At 70.8% G+C, this 14,361-nt stretch carries 15 protein-coding genes and 1 riboswitch; of the genes, 11 read left to right on the top strand and 4 right to left on the bottom strand.

Annotated elements, in window-relative coordinates; translation table 11 throughout:
• The first annotated feature begins 32 nt into the window (after positions 1-32).
• From ABZ865_RS26815 to ABZ865_RS26795, 5 genes are all read left to right on the top strand, one after another.
• Entirely contained in the window at positions 33-1,043 is a 1,011-nt protein-coding gene (locus tag ABZ865_RS26815; protein WP_361235311.1) for an ABC transporter permease, read from the top strand.
• Positions 1,040-2,128, top strand: a complete 1,089-nt coding sequence (locus tag ABZ865_RS26810) for an ABC transporter ATP-binding protein (RefSeq protein WP_361235308.1) — start codon at positions 1,040-1,042, stop codon at positions 2,126-2,128. The genes ABZ865_RS26815 and ABZ865_RS26810 overlap by 4 nt, the downstream gene beginning before the upstream one ends.
• A complete protein-coding gene (locus ABZ865_RS26805) occupies positions 2,125-3,501 on the top strand; it encodes a dipeptide ABC transporter ATP-binding protein (RefSeq protein WP_361235305.1) in 1,377 nt (458 codons plus the stop codon). Before ABZ865_RS26810 ends, ABZ865_RS26805 begins: the two co-directional genes overlap by 4 nt.
• A gap of 97 nt (positions 3,502-3,598) precedes the next feature.
• The gene (locus tag ABZ865_RS26800) at positions 3,599-4,990 is read left to right on the top strand and encodes a M1 family metallopeptidase (protein ID WP_361235302.1); all 1,392 of its coding nucleotides are present in this window, start codon (positions 3,599-3,601) and stop codon (positions 4,988-4,990) included.
• A 65-nt stretch (positions 4,991-5,055) separates the two neighbouring features.
• Complete coding sequence (locus tag ABZ865_RS26795) at positions 5,056-5,715, top strand: trimeric intracellular cation channel family protein (RefSeq protein WP_361235298.1); 660 nt, start codon at positions 5,056-5,058, stop codon at positions 5,713-5,715.
• Here ABZ865_RS26795 and ABZ865_RS26790 read toward each other — a convergent pair.
• Positions 5,624-6,880, bottom strand: coding sequence for an alpha/beta hydrolase-fold protein (locus tag ABZ865_RS26790; RefSeq protein ID WP_361235463.1), 1,257 nt, complete (start codon positions 6,878-6,880; stop codon positions 5,624-5,626). The two genes, ABZ865_RS26795 and ABZ865_RS26790, sit on opposite strands and share 92 nt — an antisense overlap.
• A gap of 164 nt (positions 6,881-7,044) precedes the next feature.
• Here ABZ865_RS26790 and ABZ865_RS26785 point away from each other — a divergent pair, with 164 nt between their 5' ends.
• Positions 7,045-7,908, top strand: coding sequence for a thioesterase family protein (locus ABZ865_RS26785; RefSeq protein ID WP_361235295.1), 864 nt, complete (start codon positions 7,045-7,047; stop codon positions 7,906-7,908).
• Between the two features lie 16 nt (positions 7,909-7,924).
• Here the strand turns inward: ABZ865_RS26785 and ABZ865_RS26780 are convergent, their stop codons facing one another.
• Positions 7,925-8,524, bottom strand: a complete 600-nt coding sequence (locus ABZ865_RS26780; RefSeq protein WP_361235292.1) for a TIGR03086 family metal-binding protein — start codon at positions 8,522-8,524, stop codon at positions 7,925-7,927.
• Positions 8,525-8,630: 106 nt separating this feature from the next.
• On the opposite strand from ABZ865_RS26780, the gene ABZ865_RS26775 reads away from it, so the two are divergent.
• Positions 8,631-9,602 carry a YafY family protein gene (locus ABZ865_RS26775; protein ID WP_361235289.1) on the top strand — a complete coding sequence of 324 codons (972 nt, stop codon included), beginning with the start codon at positions 8,631-8,633 and terminating at the stop codon, positions 9,600-9,602.
• A 38-nt stretch (positions 9,603-9,640) separates the two neighbouring features.
• Here the strand turns inward: ABZ865_RS26775 and ABZ865_RS26770 are convergent, their stop codons facing one another.
• Complete coding sequence (locus ABZ865_RS26770; protein WP_361235286.1) at positions 9,641-10,267, bottom strand: TetR family transcriptional regulator; 627 nt, start codon at positions 10,265-10,267, stop codon at positions 9,641-9,643.
• A gap of 160 nt (positions 10,268-10,427) precedes the next feature.
• Between ABZ865_RS26770 and ABZ865_RS26765 the strand changes: the two genes are divergently transcribed.
• The 3 genes from ABZ865_RS26765 (at position 10,428) to ABZ865_RS26755 (ending at position 12,205) form a co-directional block, all read left to right on the top strand.
• Positions 10,428-10,595 (top strand): hypothetical protein, encoded by a 168-nt coding sequence (locus ABZ865_RS26765; RefSeq protein WP_361235283.1) that lies wholly within the window; start codon positions 10,428-10,430, stop codon positions 10,593-10,595.
• A gap of 31 nt (positions 10,596-10,626) precedes the next feature.
• Entirely contained in the window at positions 10,627-10,899 is a 273-nt protein-coding gene (locus tag ABZ865_RS26760) for a DUF4190 domain-containing protein (RefSeq protein ID WP_361235280.1), read from the top strand.
• Positions 10,900-11,035: 136 nt separating this feature from the next.
• On the top strand, positions 11,036-12,205 hold the full coding sequence (locus ABZ865_RS26755) for a cysteine desulfurase family protein (protein ID WP_361235277.1): 1,170 nt from the start codon (positions 11,036-11,038) through the stop codon (positions 12,203-12,205).
• Positions 12,206-12,234: 29 nt separating this feature from the next.
• Positions 12,235-12,414, bottom strand: a riboswitch (TPP riboswitch).
• A 49-nt stretch (positions 12,415-12,463) separates the two neighbouring features.
• Here the strand turns inward: ABZ865_RS26755 and ABZ865_RS26750 are convergent.
• On the bottom strand, positions 12,464-13,129 hold the full coding sequence (locus ABZ865_RS26750; protein WP_361235274.1) for an N-acetylmuramoyl-L-alanine amidase: 666 nt from the start codon (positions 13,127-13,129) through the stop codon (positions 12,464-12,466).
• A gap of 94 nt (positions 13,130-13,223) precedes the next feature.
• Between ABZ865_RS26750 and mnmA the strand changes: the two genes are divergently transcribed.
• Complete coding sequence (gene mnmA, locus ABZ865_RS26745; RefSeq protein ID WP_361235271.1) at positions 13,224-14,348, top strand: tRNA 2-thiouridine(34) synthase MnmA; 1,125 nt, start codon at positions 13,224-13,226, stop codon at positions 14,346-14,348.
• Positions 14,349-14,361 lie beyond the last annotated feature (13 nt).

Below are 14,361 nucleotides of genomic sequence, written 5' to 3'. Positions count from 1 at the left end.
ACTCCGTCCCGGCCCCCCGGAGCCGCACAGCTGTGGCTGCGTACATCATCCGACGCGTCTTCGGCGCCGTGGTGCTGCTGCTGGTGGTCAGCGCAGTCACCTTCGCAATCTTCTTCCTGGTCCCCCGCCTGGGCGGCCAGACGGCCACCCAGCTGGCCACCCAGTACGTCGGCAAGGACGCCAACCCCGAGTCCATCGCCGCGATCAAGAAGAACCTGGGCTTCGACCAGCCCATCTACATCCAGTACTGGGACTACATCAAGGGCCTGTTCGTAGGCGCCGACTACAAGTTCGGTCCGGACGCCACGCACTGCAGCGCCCCCTGCTTCGGGTACTCCTTCAAGAGTCACATCGAGGTGTGGCCGCAGCTCACGCAGCGCATCCCGGTCTCCTTCTCGCTGGCCGTCGGCGCGGCCGTGATCTGGCTGATCTTCGGTGTCACCACCGGCGTCATCTCGGCGCTGCGCAAGGGCAAGCCCGTCGACCGCATCTCGATGTTCATCGCGCTCGCCGGCGTCTCGCTCCCGATCTTCTTCACCGGCCAGGTCATCAACGCGCTGTTCATCTACCAGTGGCCCATCTGGGACAGCACCGACTACGTGCCCTTCACCGAGAACCCGGGTGAGTGGGCCTGGCACCTGCTGCTGCCCTGGATCAGCCTCGCGTTCCTCTTCTCCGCGACCTACGCCCGGCTCACCCGGGCGGGCATGCTCGAGACGATGAGCGAGGACTACATCCGGACGGCCCGGGCCAAGGGCCTCAAGGAGCGCACGGTCGTCACCAAGCACGGCCTGCGCGCCACCCTCACCCCGATCGTGACCATCTTCGGCATCGACTTCGGCACCCTCATCGGTACCGCGGTGCTCACCGAGACGGTCTTCTCGCTCCAGGGGATCGGTGCGTACTCGATCCAGGCCATCAAGGACAACGACCTGCCCATCGTGATGGCCGTGACCCTGGTAGCGGCGTTCTTCATCGTCTTCGCAAATCTCGTCGTCGACCTGGTGTACGCAGCCATCGACCCCCGCGTGAGGTACTCGTGAGCAAGCTCGAAAAGGCGGCACTGGGCGAACCGGCCACGGACGTCGCCGCCCCTTCCGACGCCCAAGACGCGTTCCTCTCCGTTCGCGATCTGCGCATCCACTTCAACACCGACGACGGTCTGGTCAAGTCCGTGGACGGCGTCAGCTTCGACGTCCGGCGCGGTCAGACGCTCGGCATCGTGGGCGAGTCGGGCTCCGGCAAGTCCGTGACGTCCCTCGGCGTCATGGGCCTGCACCGCGCGGTGAACGCCAAGGTCTCCGGCGAGGTGTGGCTGGACGGGCAGGAGCTGATCGGCGCCGACCCGGACGAGGTCCGCCGGCTGCGCGGCCGCAAGATGGCGATGATCTTCCAGGACCCGCTGTCCGCGATGCACCCCTACTACAAGGTCGGGGACCAGATCATCGAGGCCTACCGGGTCCACCACAAGGTCAGCAAGAAGGTGGCCCGCACGCGTGCCATCGAGATGCTCGACCGGGTCGGCATCCCCGAGCCCGCCAAGCGCATCGACGGCTACCCGCACGAGTTCTCCGGCGGTATGCGCCAGCGCGCCATGATCGCGATGGCGCTGGTCAACAACCCCGAACTGCTCATCGCGGACGAGCCGACCACCGCCCTCGACGTGACCGTCCAGGCGCAGATCCTCGACCTGATCCGGGACCTGCAGAAGGAGTTCGGCTCCGCGGTCATCATGATCACGCACGACCTCGGCGTGGTCGCCGAGATCGCCGACGACGTCCTGGTGATGTACGGCGGCCGGTGCGTGGAGCGCGGACCGGTCGGGGAGATCTTCGAGAAGCCGCAGCACCCGTACACCTGGGGCCTGCTCGGCTCGATGCCGCGCATCGACCGCGACACCGCCGACCGGCTCACCCCGGTCAAGGGCCAACCGCCGAGCCTCATCAACGTCCCCTCGGGCTGTGCCTTCCACCCGCGCTGCCCGTACGCGGACCTCCCCAAGGGGAACGTCACCCGCACGGTGCGCCCCGAGCTGGAGCTGGCGGAGGGCGGCCACTGGTCCGCCTGCCACCTCTCGGCCGAGGACCGTACGCGGATCTGGACCGAAGAGATTGCGCCGAAGCTGTGAGTGAGACGAAGAAGACAGACACCGTCGAGGACGCCGCCGGCAAGGCCGCGGTCCCGCAGCAGGCGTCGGCTCCCGAGGGCGGCTCCGCCGACCGGGAGGTGCTGCTCCGGGTCAAGGGCCTGACGAAGCACTTCCCGATCAAGAAGGGCCTCCTGCAGCGCCAGGTCGGCGCCGTGAAGGCGGTCGACGGCATCGACTTCGAGGTGCGCAAGGGCGAAACCCTGGGCGTCGTCGGCGAGTCGGGCTGCGGCAAGTCGACCATGGGCCGGGTCATCACCCGCCTCCAGGACCCGACCGGCGGCACGATCGAGTTCGAGGGCCGGGACATCACGCGGCTGAGCACCGGGCAGATGCGCCCGATGCGCCGCGACATGCAGATGATCTTCCAGGACCCGTACGGCTCCCTGAACCCCCGGCACACCATCGGCTCGATCGTCTCGGCGCCCTTCCGGCTCCAGGGCGTCGAGCCCGAGGGCGGGGTGAAGAAGGAGGTCCAGCGGCTCCTGGAGCTGGTCGGCCTCAACCCCGAGCACTACAACCGCTATCCGCACGAGTTCTCCGGCGGTCAGCGCCAGCGCATCGGCATCGCCCGCGCGCTCGCCCTGAAGCCGAAGCTGGTCGTCGCCGACGAGCCGGTGTCCGCGCTGGACGTGTCGATCCAGGCCCAGGTCGTCAACCTCATGGACGACCTCCAGGAGGAGCTGGGCCTGACGTACGTGATCATCGCGCACGACCTGTCCGTCGTCCGGCACGTCTCGGACCGGATCGCGGTGATGTACCTCGGCAAGATCGTCGAGCTGGCCGACCGCAACTCGCTGTACGAGGCGCCGATGCACCCGTACACCAAGGCGCTGATGTCGGCCGTGCCGATCCCGGACCCGAAGCGGCGGGGCACCAAGAGCGAGCGCATCCTGCTGCGCGGTGACGTCCCGTCGCCGATCGCGCCGCCCTCCGGCTGCCGTTTCCACACCCGGTGCTGGAAGGCGACGCAGATCTGCAAGACGACCGAGCCGCAGCTGGTGGAGCTGAAGCCCGGTCAGCGGGTCGCCTGCCACCACCCGGAGAACTTCGCCGACCAGGCTCCGCAGGACACGGTCCTGCTGACGGCGGCGAAGGAGGCCTCCGAGCTGGTCGGTGAGGCGGTCCTGGAGGGCTCGGCTCACGAGGCGTCGGCGGAGCCGGCCGAGGCGGCCGAGGATGCGGCTGACGAGGCGTCGGCTCAGGAGGCGTCGGCCGAGGCGGAGGCCGAGGAGGCACCGGCTGAGCCCGAGGCTGAGGAGGCGTCGGCCGAGGCCGAGGCTGAGGAGGCGTCGGCCGAGGCCGCGGAATCCGAGGCTCCGGCCCCCAAGTCCCAGGAGTCAACCGACAAGTAGCACATGACGACTGGGCAAAGTCATGTACATGCCTGAGCGGGAGAGTTCAGAGTCGTCCGTGTCCGAATGATTCGGCACACGCTCGAAGGGACGACTCATGAATCTCTCCCGTTCGGCACGCTTAGCAGCCGTCGCGACCGCGGCGGCTGCTTTCTTCGTCATCGCCGCCTCCGCCGCCCCCACCCCCGGCGCGGACGGCATCGGCGACACCTACTTCCCGCGGCTCGGCAACGGCGGCTTCGACGCCCGCCACTACGACCTCGACGTCGCCTACGACCCCGGCACCGGCCGCCTCGACGGCCGTACGACGCTCACCGCCCGCGCCACCCAGAACCTCTCCTCCTTCGACCTGGACCTGCAGAAACTGGAGGTCACCCGCGTCGAGGTGAACGGCAGACGGGCCGGCTTCACGCGCGACGGCGACGAACTGCGCGTCACCCCGCGCGGCACCCTCCCGGGCGGCCGGGACTTCACCGTCTCCGTCACCTACGGCGGCATACCCCAGCCCCTCAACGGCCCCATCGTCTTCGGCTCCGACTACGGCTGGATGAAGACGACCGACGGAGTCTTCGTCGCCTGCGAGCCCAACGCCGCCTCCACCTGGTTCCCGTCGAGCGACCACCCCGCCGACAAGGCCACCTACGACATCCGGATCAAGGCGCCGAAGGGCCTGACCGGCGTCTCCAACGGCCGGCTCGTGTCGACGTACGACAAGGGCGGCTCGACGTACACGCACTGGCGCGAGAGCCGGCCCATGGCCACCTACCTCGCCACCGCCACCATCGGGACGTTCGACGTGCGCACCGGCCGCACCCCGGCCGGCACCCCGATCTACGTCGCCATCGACCCGGTGCTGAAGAACAGCAACAACGTCGACGTGTACGCCGTCACCGCCGCCGCCACCGACTACTGGTCGCAGGTCTTCGGGCCCTACCCGTTCGAGGAGACCGGCGCGATCGTCGACGACATGCCCCAGGCCGGCTTCTCGCTGGAGGTGCAGAGCAAGCCCGCCTACTCGGCCGTGCGCAGCGAGTCGACCATCGTGCACGAGCTGGCCCACCAGTGGTTCGGCGACTCGGTGAGCGTGGCGCGGTGGAAGGACATCTGGCTCAACGAGGGCTTCGCCACCTACGCCCAGTGGCTGTGGGCGGAGCACCAGGGCACCCGCTCGGCCCACGACTCCTTCCTCGCCGCCTACGACGCCCGCCCGGCCTCGTCGGCCTTCTGGCAGATCGAGGTGGCCGACCCGCAGCGCGACACGATGTTCGCCTCCGCCGTCTACCAGCGCGGCGCGATGACCCTCCAGATGCTCAGGGAGCGGATCGGCGACGAGGCGTTCTTCAGGCTGCTGCCCGCCTGGACCCGGCTCCACCGGTACGGCAACGCGGACACGGACGACTTCGTCCGCTTCGCCGAGCGGATCAGCGGACAGCAGTTGGACGATCTCTTCGACACCTGGCTGTTCACGACCGGCAAGCCGACTCTGTAAGCCCGGCAGACCCGGCTGGCCTGGCTTTGTAAGGTTCACGCCTCCTGACAGGTGAGAATGTCAGGGTGCAGCTGCAGCAACTCTTCAGTCCCTCCGTCCAGCACACGCTCGATGTCATCGGCATCTTCGTGTTCGCGATCTCCGGCGCGCTGCTGGCCGTCCGGAAGAACTTCGACGTGTTCGGCATCGCCGTCCTCGCCGAGGTCACCGCACTGGGCGGAGGACTGTTCCGCGATGTGATCATCGGGGCCGTCCCCCCGGCCGCCTTCACGGACCTCGGTTACTTCCTCACCCCGATGCTCGCCGCGCTCGTGGTCTTCTTCCTGCATCCGCACGTGGAGCGCATCCAGTCGGCGGTGCTCGTCTTCGACGCGGCCGGCCTCGGCCTGTTCTCGGTCACCGGCACGACGAAGGCGTACTCCTACGGCCTCAACCTGACCGCGTCCGCGACCCTCGGCCTCGCCACCGCGGTCGGCGGGGGCGTGCTCAGGGACGTGCTCGCCAACGAGGTTCCCTCGCTGCTGCGCTGGGACCGCGACCTGTACGCGGTCCCGGCGATCGTCGGCGCCACCATGGTCGTGCTGTGCATCCACTACGACGCCCTGACCCCGTTCACCAGCGGACTCGCCGTCGTCACCGCCTTCGTGCTGCGCCTGCTGGCGATGAGGTTCCACTGGCGAGCGCCGCGTGCGTGGAACCGGCGGTCGACCGTGCGAGAGGAGTAGAGCCGGTGCCTCCCGGGAGGGAGCCGTCCGTGCCCCTGGCCCGGCTCTGGCCCATCTGCAGGGTCAGCCAGCGGAACACCGCGGGCACCTGCGGCCGCCACAGCGCCATGGTGTGACCGCCCGCGCTGCGCGGCAGGAACACCACGCGCACGGTCGTCGGCGCCTTCGCGACGGACTCCAGCGCCACACCCGCCTGGTAGCCGTCGCCGGACTCGCCGGAGACGTACAGCGCGATCCGGGGCGGCACGGTCCGCTTCTTGAGCAGCAGATAGGGATTGTTGGCGGCGCGCAGGGCGGGGCTCTGCGCGGCCAGGGAGTTGCGCTCGCCGATCGGGTCGTTGTAGCCGGACATGCTCACCGCGGCCCGGTAGCGGTCCGGGTGAGCGACGGCCAGCTTGAGCGCGCAGTGCGCGCCGGCCGAGTACCCGGCGACGGCCCAGCCCCGCGGCGCCGGCTCGGCGCGGAAGTTGTCCGTGACCATCTTCGGCACGTCGAGGCTGAGCCAGCTGTCGGCGTTGACCTGGCCGGGGATGTTGGCGCAGCCGGTGTCCACGCCGGCCAGCAGGTTGGTGCGCGGGGCGACCAGGATGAAGGGCGCCACCCGGCCGCTCCGCATCAGCGGCAGCAGTTGCTCGTGCGCCTTCAGCGAGCCGAACCAGGCCTTCGCCGAGCCGGGATAGCCCGGCAGCAGCTCCACCACCGGGAACTTCCGGTGCCGGTAGGCCGGCTCGTCGTACTGCGGCGGCAGCCAGACGTAGACCTCGGCGTTCACCCCCGACACCCGGCCCTTGAGCTGGGTGACGCGCACCCCGCCGGCCGCCCGCATCCCCGGCCCGTCGGCGGGCTTGAAGGCCTGTCTGACCTTGGGGAGCTTCTTCACCGCTATCCCGCCCGTGCCGTCCTTGCCGAGGTCGGCGGCCTGCTGGACGTGGTCGCCGGTGCCGAGCAGGTCGGCCCAGTTGTCGTACAGGTTGTTCTGGTTGTTGACCAGTACGAAGACGAGGGTGACGGCCGTGCCCTGGGCGAACAGCAGCATCAGCACCCGGGCCGCGGCGCGCAGGGGCTTCGGCCCCCGCAGCCGTGACCAGAGCACGAGTGGCAGGATGACGGCGACGACGGACAGCACGATCGTCGTGTAGAGAAATGGAGTCCCGGTGAGGCTCATGTCCCCATAGAGGGCGATCGAGAGCTCCAGGTTGTGGACGTGTCCGGACACTTACCGAGAAATTGCCGGAACCTCACTCGGGCGTGTGATCCGGTCAACGGGCCGACCCGCTCCGGCCAGGCCCAAAGCTACCGCTTAGTAATTTGTTGTTGTACCGTTCAGGCATGCCAGAAGCAGCTTCCGCACCTGCCCCGTCGCGGGCCGTGATCGGCGACAGCGAGTTCGACCGCGACACCGCGGTCACCCGGCGCGAGCCCGGCGTCTACGACATCGACCTCTCGGCCGGCTGGACCATCATCAACGCCGTCAACGGCGGCTATCTGCTGGCCGTCCTCGGCCGGGCCCTCGGTGACACCCTGCCGCACCCGGACCCCTTCACCATCTCCGCGCACTACCTGACCGCCTCCCAGCCGGGCCCCGCGGTCGTCCGTACGCAGACCGTCCGCACCGGCCGCACCCTCTCCACCGGCCAGGCCTCGCTGCTCCAGTACGACGACGAGGGCAACGAGGTCGAGCGCATCCGCGTCCTCGCCTCCTACGGCGACCTCGCCGACCTCCCGGACGACGTCCGTACGACGGCCACCCCGCCCGCGATCCCGCCGATGGATCAGTGCTTCGGCCCCCAGGACGGCCCCGCGCCGGTCGACGGCAGCTCGGCCATCGCCGACCGGCTGATGATCAAGCTGGACCCGGCGACCCTCGGTTGGGCGCTCGGCGCGCCCTCCGGCAAGGGCGAGATGCGTGCCTGGTTCGGGCTCGCCGACGGCCGCGACGCCGACCCGCTGTCGCTGCTGCTCGCGGTGGACGCCCTGCCGCCCACCGCCTTCGAGATCGGGCTGAAGGGCTGGGTCCCGACGGTCGAACTCACCGTCCACGTCCGGCACCGCCCGGCCCCCGGCCCGCTGCGGGTGTCGATCACCACCCGCAACCTGGCCGGCGGCTTCCTGGAGGAGGACGCCGAGGTCTGGGACAGCGAGGACCGCCTGGTCGCCCAGTCCCGGCAACTGGCCCGCGTCAGGCTCGGCTGACGGTTCGCCGGTCGCGTCAGACGCGGCCGAGCGGTGTCCGTCCCAGCCAGGCGGCCAGCTGCTCGTAGGCACCGGCCCCTTCGGCCGCCTCCCGGCGGGCGTCGAACGGGGTCTCCTCGTCGCGTGGGCGGGAGTCGGGCAGCACCCGGCGGGCGGTGGCGAGCGCGAACTCGGCGAGTTCCGGGTCGAGTTCGAGCGGGTGGCCGAGCGACTCGGCGAGGTCCCAGGTGTGCGTCACGATCTCCATCACATAGCCCGAGAGCGCCGCGTGGCCGGGCACCTCGCCCCACGGCACCCGCACCGCGGTCGTCATGCGCTCGTCGGCCTCCCAGGCCTTCAGGACCCGGACGCGTACCTCGTCGTAGGCCGCCGGCCAGCCGTCGTCCGCGACACCCTCGGCGACCGGCTCCAGCGCGAGCCCGTCGCCGCCCTCGCCGACCACCGCGATGCGCCGGGTGCCGCCGACGACGTGGCTCAGCAGGCCCCGCACGTCGAACTCCGTACAGGGCGTCGGACGGTCGAGCTGTTCGGGACGCACCGTCTTGATGAGCGCGGCCGCCTGTTCGGTGGCGCGGATGTAGAAGGGGCGGGGGTCGGTGTAGCCGGTGGTGGTCATGATGTGTCCCTCTCCGTCGGTCGGTACGGAGAAGAGGATGCGTGGATAACCTGACAGAATCCGTCAACATTTGCGCGCGGCCCGGACGGGACGGAATCCTGGGCGCGTGAAGTCCGACCGGCTGCTGTCGATCCTGCTGCTCCTGCAGACCCGGGGCCGCGTCCCGGCGCACGAACTCGCCGGCCGGCTGGAGGTGTCGGTCCGCACCATCTACCGGGACATCGAGGCGCTGTCCGCCTCCGGCGTCCCGGTCTACGCCGAGCGCGGCCGGCACGGCGGCATCGAACTCCTCGCCGGATTCCGCACCGACGTCACCGGACTCACCGCCGACGAGTCCCGCGCGCTGTTCATCCTCGCCGCCCAGGGCGCCCACGCCGCGCTCGGCCTGGACGCGGCGCTCGGCTCGGCCCTGCGCAAGGTGATGGCCGCCCTGCCCGCCCCGCACCGGCCCGCCGCCGAGGTCACCAGCCGCCGCATCCTGGTCGACGCCACCCGCTGGAGGAGCGGTCCGCGGCAGGCCGTCGACCTGGAGGTGCTCCAGGACGCGGTGTTCCTCGACCGGCGGCTGCGGGTGCGCTACCGCCACAGCGGCGAGCGGGAGCCGCGGACGTACACCGTCGACCCGTACGGCCTGGTCGCCAAGGCCGGGGTCTGGTACCTGGTGGCCGACCGGCGCGCCCGGCCCCGGCTCTTCCGCGCCGACCGGGTTCGCTCGGCACGCCTGCTGGACGAACCGGTGCGGCGCCGGGCCGGTGTCGAACTCGCCGACGTCTGGGAGGTGTTGCGCCGCCAGGTCGAGGAGCGGCCGGAGGACGGGATCGACGTCACCGTCCGGGTGCGGCGCGAGCGGCTCGACATGTTCCAGCGGATGGCCGCCGCCCAGCTCACCGAACTCCCCGACGACGACGGCGAGAGCGAGTGGGTCACCGCCCGGCTGTCCTACCCGGTCCTGCGCGCGGTGCGCCAACTCCTCGCGTTCTCCGACACCGTGGAGATCCTCGAACCGCCCGAGGCGCGGGCGGAACTGCTGCGGGGGGTGCGGTCGGTCTCGGCGCTGTACGAGGGGGAGCCGCGCTGAGCCGTCGGTTCAAGGGGGAGTCGCGCTGAGCCGCCGGTTCAGTCCAGCCAGTGCCGGCGGCCCATGCTGATGAGCCGCAGCTGCCGGGTGGCGCGCAGGGTGACGCGGTCCCGCTCGTCCTGCGGGGCGTCCAGCGCCTCCAGGAACAGGGAGGCGGTGATGAGCATCTGGTCGACGTAGAGGTGCGCGAGCATCAGCAGGTCCTCGTCGTTCCAGCCCTCGGCCCCCGGGTCCTTGGCCAGCTCGGCCTTCACCTCCTCGGCGAACCGGGCCAGTTGGGCCTGGATCGCCTCGCGCACCGGCTGGACCCCGCCGTGCCGCTCACGGGCGATGAAGCGGACGTGGGCGGGATGGGTGTCCACGTGATGGGCGATCAGCTCGACGGCACGGCGGATGCGCTCCTCGTTGTCCTCCGTCGTCGCCACGATCGTCCGCACCGTCGGGTGCAGGCTGCCCAGCGCCTCGTCGACCAGGGCCACGCCGAGGTCGGCGGTGGACCGGAAGTGCCGGTAGAAGGCGGTCGGGGCGACGCCGACGGCCCGGGTGACCTCGCGCAGTCCCAGGCTGCTCAGGCTCTGCTCCTCCAGCAGCGCGAGGGCCGCGTCCAGGAACGCCTGCCGGGTCTTCTGCTTCTGGGCCTGCCGGATGCCGAGGGTGTGACTCATGTCATCCAGTTAACAACTGTTCTCTGGAATTTAAAAGCCGCGGGAGGCGCTAGACTCGAAGTCAGTGAACAACTGTTACTACAACTGTTCACCCAAACTTCACAAGCAGCCTCCACGCGAGGCAATGTCACGAGGCATCCCGGAGGGGGGACCTGAACCCATGCTGTTCCTCGTCGCCGCACTCATGCTGCTGGGCGTCCTGCTCGGCACGGTGGCCCACGCGCCGCTGACCGTCAGCGCCGTCGCCGCCGTCGTCATCGCCGCCTGGCTCGGCATCTTCGCGATCCGCGAGCGCCATGGCCGCCGTCGCCACAACTCGGCCAACTGACCGTCCGAACGACATCCAGGAGCTGAGCACCATGCATCTCACCGCACCGGCCGCGGGTCACACCGACACCCGCCCGCGCGACGCCGACGGCATGGCCGTCGCGTCCTTCATCCTCGGCCTTCTCGGCCTCCTCGTCCTCAACATCTTCCTCGGCCCCATCGCCATCGCCCTGGCCGCCGTGGCCCTCTGGCGCGGCACCACCCGCCGCCCCCGCGCCTACCTCGGCCTCGCCCTGGGCGTGGCCGACCTGGTGGTCCTGGTCGTCGCGATGCAGCTCTCCAACACGGTCTCGTGGAGCCTCTGACCGGGCCGACCCCGGCCTGACCCCCGCCAGGGCCCCGAGGACGACGGGGCGCGGTCACCACGACCGCCGCAGCTGGTCAACCCGAGCCACTCCCAGCCGAGGTTCGGCCGAAAGAGGCCCGTAGAATCGGCTTACCATGGCTTACCTCGACCACGCTGCCACGACCCCCATGCTCCCCGAGGCGGCAGAGGCACTGACCGCCCAGCTGAGCATCATCGGCAACGCGTCCTCCCTGCACGCCTCCGGCCGCCGGGCCCGCCGTACGGTCGAGGAGTCCCGCGAAACCCTCGCGGAAGCGCTCGGCGCCCGCCCCAGCGAGGTCGTCTTCACCTCGGGCGGAACCGAGGCCGACAACCTCGCGGTCAAGGGCCTGTACTGGTCCTGCCGCGACGCCGACCCGTCCCGTACCCGCGTCCTGGCCAGCCCCGTCGAGCACCACGCCGTCCTGGACGCCGTCCACTGGCTGGGCGAACACGAGGGCGCCACCGTCGAGTACCTCCCCGTCGACAGCCACGGCCGCGTCCACCCGGACGCCCTGCGCGAGGCCATCGCCCGCAACCCCGACGACGTCGCCCTGGCCACCGTGATGTGGGCCAACAACGAGATCGGCACCGTGATGCCGGTCCGTGAACTCGCGGACGTCGCAAACGAGTTCGGCGTGCCGCTGCACGCGGACGCCGTCCAGGCCTTCGGTCAGGTCCCGGTCGACTTCGCCGCCTCCGGCCTCGCCGCGATGACCGTCTCGGGCCACAAGATCGGCGGCCCCTACGGCATCGGCGCCCTGATCCTCGGCCGCGAGTACACCCCCGTCCCCGTCCTGCACGGCGGCGGCCAGGAGCGCCATGTCCGCTCGGGCACCCTCGACGTCCCCGCCATCGCCTCGTTCGCGGTGGCCGGCCGTCTCGCCGCCGAGCAGCAGGAGTGGTTCGCCCGCGAGATCGGCGCCCTGCGCGACCAGTTGATCGACGCCGTCCGTACGGCGGTCCCGGACGTGATCCTCGGCGGCGACCCGGCGCCCGGCGGCCGCCTCCCGGCCAACGCCCACTTCACGTTCCCCGGCTGCGAGGGCGACTCCCTGCTCCTGCTGCTGGACGCCCAGGGCATCGAATGCTCCACGGGCTCCGCCTGCACCGCGGGCGTCGCCCAGCCCAGCCACGTGCTGCTCGCCACCGGCACCGACCCGGACCTGGCCCGCGGCACCCTGCGCTTCTCCCTCGGCCACACCTCCACGGAGGCGGACGTCGAAGCGGTCGCCAAGGTGATCGGTCCCGCGGTCGAAAGGGCCCGCGCGGCCGGGCTCACCTGAGCCGCGACGACCTGGCGCGGGCACGAAAGCGACCTACGAGACGGGTTCCCTTCGCCGGTATGACCCGGATCAGGTGACTAGGGGTCGTCATCAGGTCCAGTACTTGCAACCTTCTGACCTCTCAGTCCGACCGTCGACGTCGGCATCAGCGGATGCTTGCGCGTCTCGCTGAAGTCGGCTACTCCGCTCGGACTCCCTCACTCGCCTCGTAGGCCTATTACTAGGATAGAACACCTCATATGGGACACAACCCCCTATTCATGATTCTTTGGACGGATTCTCGCTGACCGTCCGCGCCCGCCGCACCAGCCCCATGTACCGCTCCCAGTCCCAGTGCGGCCCCGGGTCCGTGTGGTCCGTGCCGGGGACCTCCACATGCCCGATGACATGCCGCCGGTCGGCGGGTATGCCGTACCGCCCGCAGATCGCGGCCGTCAGCCGCGCCGAGGCCGTGTACATGGCGTCCGTGAAGGAGTCGGCGTCCTCCACGAACCCCTCGTGCTCGATGCCGACACTGCGCTCGTTGTACCCCCGGTCGCCCGCGTGGAAGGCCACGTCCAGCTCCCGGATCAGCTGGGTGATCCGCCCGTCCCTGCGCACGATGTAGTGGGCCGCCGCCCGGTGCGCCGGGTCCTGGAAGACCTTCACCGCCGACGCGTAGTCGCCCTGCGTGACATGGATGACGATCCGGTCCACCGCATAGTCGTCCGGCCGGTCCGCCCGCCGGTAGTTCGCGGGCGACGCCGCCACCCAGCGCGCGCCCCGGAAGTCCACCGCCCCCGCCACCCGCGACTTCTCCACCCCGGGCAGCCGCCACCACAGATGGGACAGCTCCTCCCGGGCCAGCGCCGCCGTGCCCACGGCGGCCGCGGCCCCGCCGACGAGCAGCGCCCGCCGCCCCAGCCGCCGATCCGAGTCGCTCATGCTCACCCCACCCCGCCCCCCGCGCCCGCCCTTCGTGATCGTCAACGCATATCCGGCGGCTCCGGTTCCCGCCGCCCCGTACTCTGGAAGGGCTATGACTGAGACCCCGCAGCGCCCCCTCCGTGTCCTCGCCGCCATGTCCGGCGGCGTCGACTCCGCCGTCGCCGCCGCGCGCGCCGCGGAAGCCGGGCACGACGTGACCGGCGTCCACCTCGCGCTCTCCGCGAACCCGCAGTCCTTCCGCACCGGCGCACGGGGCTGTTGCACCATCGAGGACTCGCGCGACGCCCGCCGCGCCGCCGACGTCATCGGCATCCCGTTCTACGTCTGGGACCTCGCCGACCGGTTCCGCGAGGACGTCGTCGAGGACTTCATCGCCGAGTACGAGGCCGGCCGCACCCCGAACCCCTGCCTGCGCTGCAACGAGAAGATCAAGTTCGCCGCGCTGCTCGACAAGGCGCTGGCCCTCGGCTTCGACGCGGTCTGCACCGGTCACTACGCGAAGGTGATCGTGAGCGAGGACGGCACCCGCGAGCTGCACCGCGCCTCCGACATGGCCAAGGACCAGTCGTACGTGCTCGGCGTCCTGGACGAGAAGCAGCTCGCCCACGCCATGTTCCCGCTCGGCGACACGGTCACCACCAAGGACGAGATCCGCGCGGAGGCCGAGCGCCGGGGCCTGGCCGTCGCCAAGAAGCCCGACTCGCACGACATCTGCTTCATCGCCGACGGCGACACCCAGGGCTTCCTGGCCCAGCGGCTGGGCAAGGCCGAGGGCGACATCGTCGACGAGGACGGCGCCAAGGTGGGCACCCACGAGGGCGCCTACGGCTTCACCATCGGCCAGCGCAAGGGCCTGCGGATCGGCACCCCGGCCGCCGACGGCAAGCCGCGCTACGTCCTCGACATCTCCCCGGTGACCAACACGGTGACCGTCGGCCCCGCCGCCTCCCTCGACGTCACCGCGCTGACCGCGATCAAGCCCCGCTGGTGCGGCACCGCCCCCACCGGCCCCGGCACCTACACCGCGCAGCTGCGCGCCCACGGCGGCGAGACCGAGGTGACCGCCGAACCGGTCGACGGCGAACTGCGCGTCACCTTCACCGAGCCGGTCCGCGGGGTCGCCCCCGGCCAGGCGATCGTGCTGTACGACGGCACGCGCGTGGTCGGCTCGGCCACCATCGCGTCCACCACGCGCGCGGCGGCCGCGGCGGTCTGACCGGCCGAGCCGG

Origin of the sequence: Streptomyces sp. NPDC047085 (assembly GCF_040643735.1) — a bacterium.
Lineage (GTDB): Bacteria > Actinomycetota > Actinomycetes > Streptomycetales > Streptomycetaceae > Streptomyces.
This window is presented reverse-complemented; position numbering and strand designations above follow the sequence as displayed.

Excerpts from the sequence above, each read along its gene's own strand:
- ABZ865_RS26750 (WP_361235274.1), bottom strand. The coding sequence starts at position 13,129 with ATGAGCGACTCGGATCGGCGGCTGGGGCGGCGGGCGCTGCTCGTCGGC.
- ABZ865_RS26765 (WP_361235283.1), top strand. The coding sequence starts at position 10,428 with ATGCTGTTCCTCGTCGCCGCACTCATGCTGCTGGGCGTCCTGCTCGGC.
- ABZ865_RS26790 (WP_361235463.1), bottom strand. The coding sequence starts at position 6,880 with ATGAGCCTCACCGGGACTCCATTTCTCTACACGACGATCGTGCTGTCC.
- mnmA (WP_361235271.1), top strand. The coding sequence starts at position 13,224 with ATGACTGAGACCCCGCAGCGCCCCCTCCGTGTCCTCGCCGCCATGTCC.
- ABZ865_RS26770 (WP_361235286.1), bottom strand. The coding sequence starts at position 10,267 with ATGAGTCACACCCTCGGCATCCGGCAGGCCCAGAAGCAGAAGACCCGG.
- ABZ865_RS26800 (WP_361235302.1), top strand. The coding sequence starts at position 3,599 with ATGAATCTCTCCCGTTCGGCACGCTTAGCAGCCGTCGCGACCGCGGCG.
- ABZ865_RS26785 (WP_361235295.1), top strand. The coding sequence starts at position 7,045 with ATGCCAGAAGCAGCTTCCGCACCTGCCCCGTCGCGGGCCGTGATCGGC.
- ABZ865_RS26760 (WP_361235280.1), top strand. The coding sequence starts at position 10,627 with ATGCATCTCACCGCACCGGCCGCGGGTCACACCGACACCCGCCCGCGC.
- ABZ865_RS26755 (WP_361235277.1), top strand. The coding sequence starts at position 11,036 with ATGGCTTACCTCGACCACGCTGCCACGACCCCCATGCTCCCCGAGGCG.
- ABZ865_RS26780 (WP_361235292.1), bottom strand. The coding sequence starts at position 8,524 with ATGACCACCACCGGCTACACCGACCCCCGCCCCTTCTACATCCGCGCC.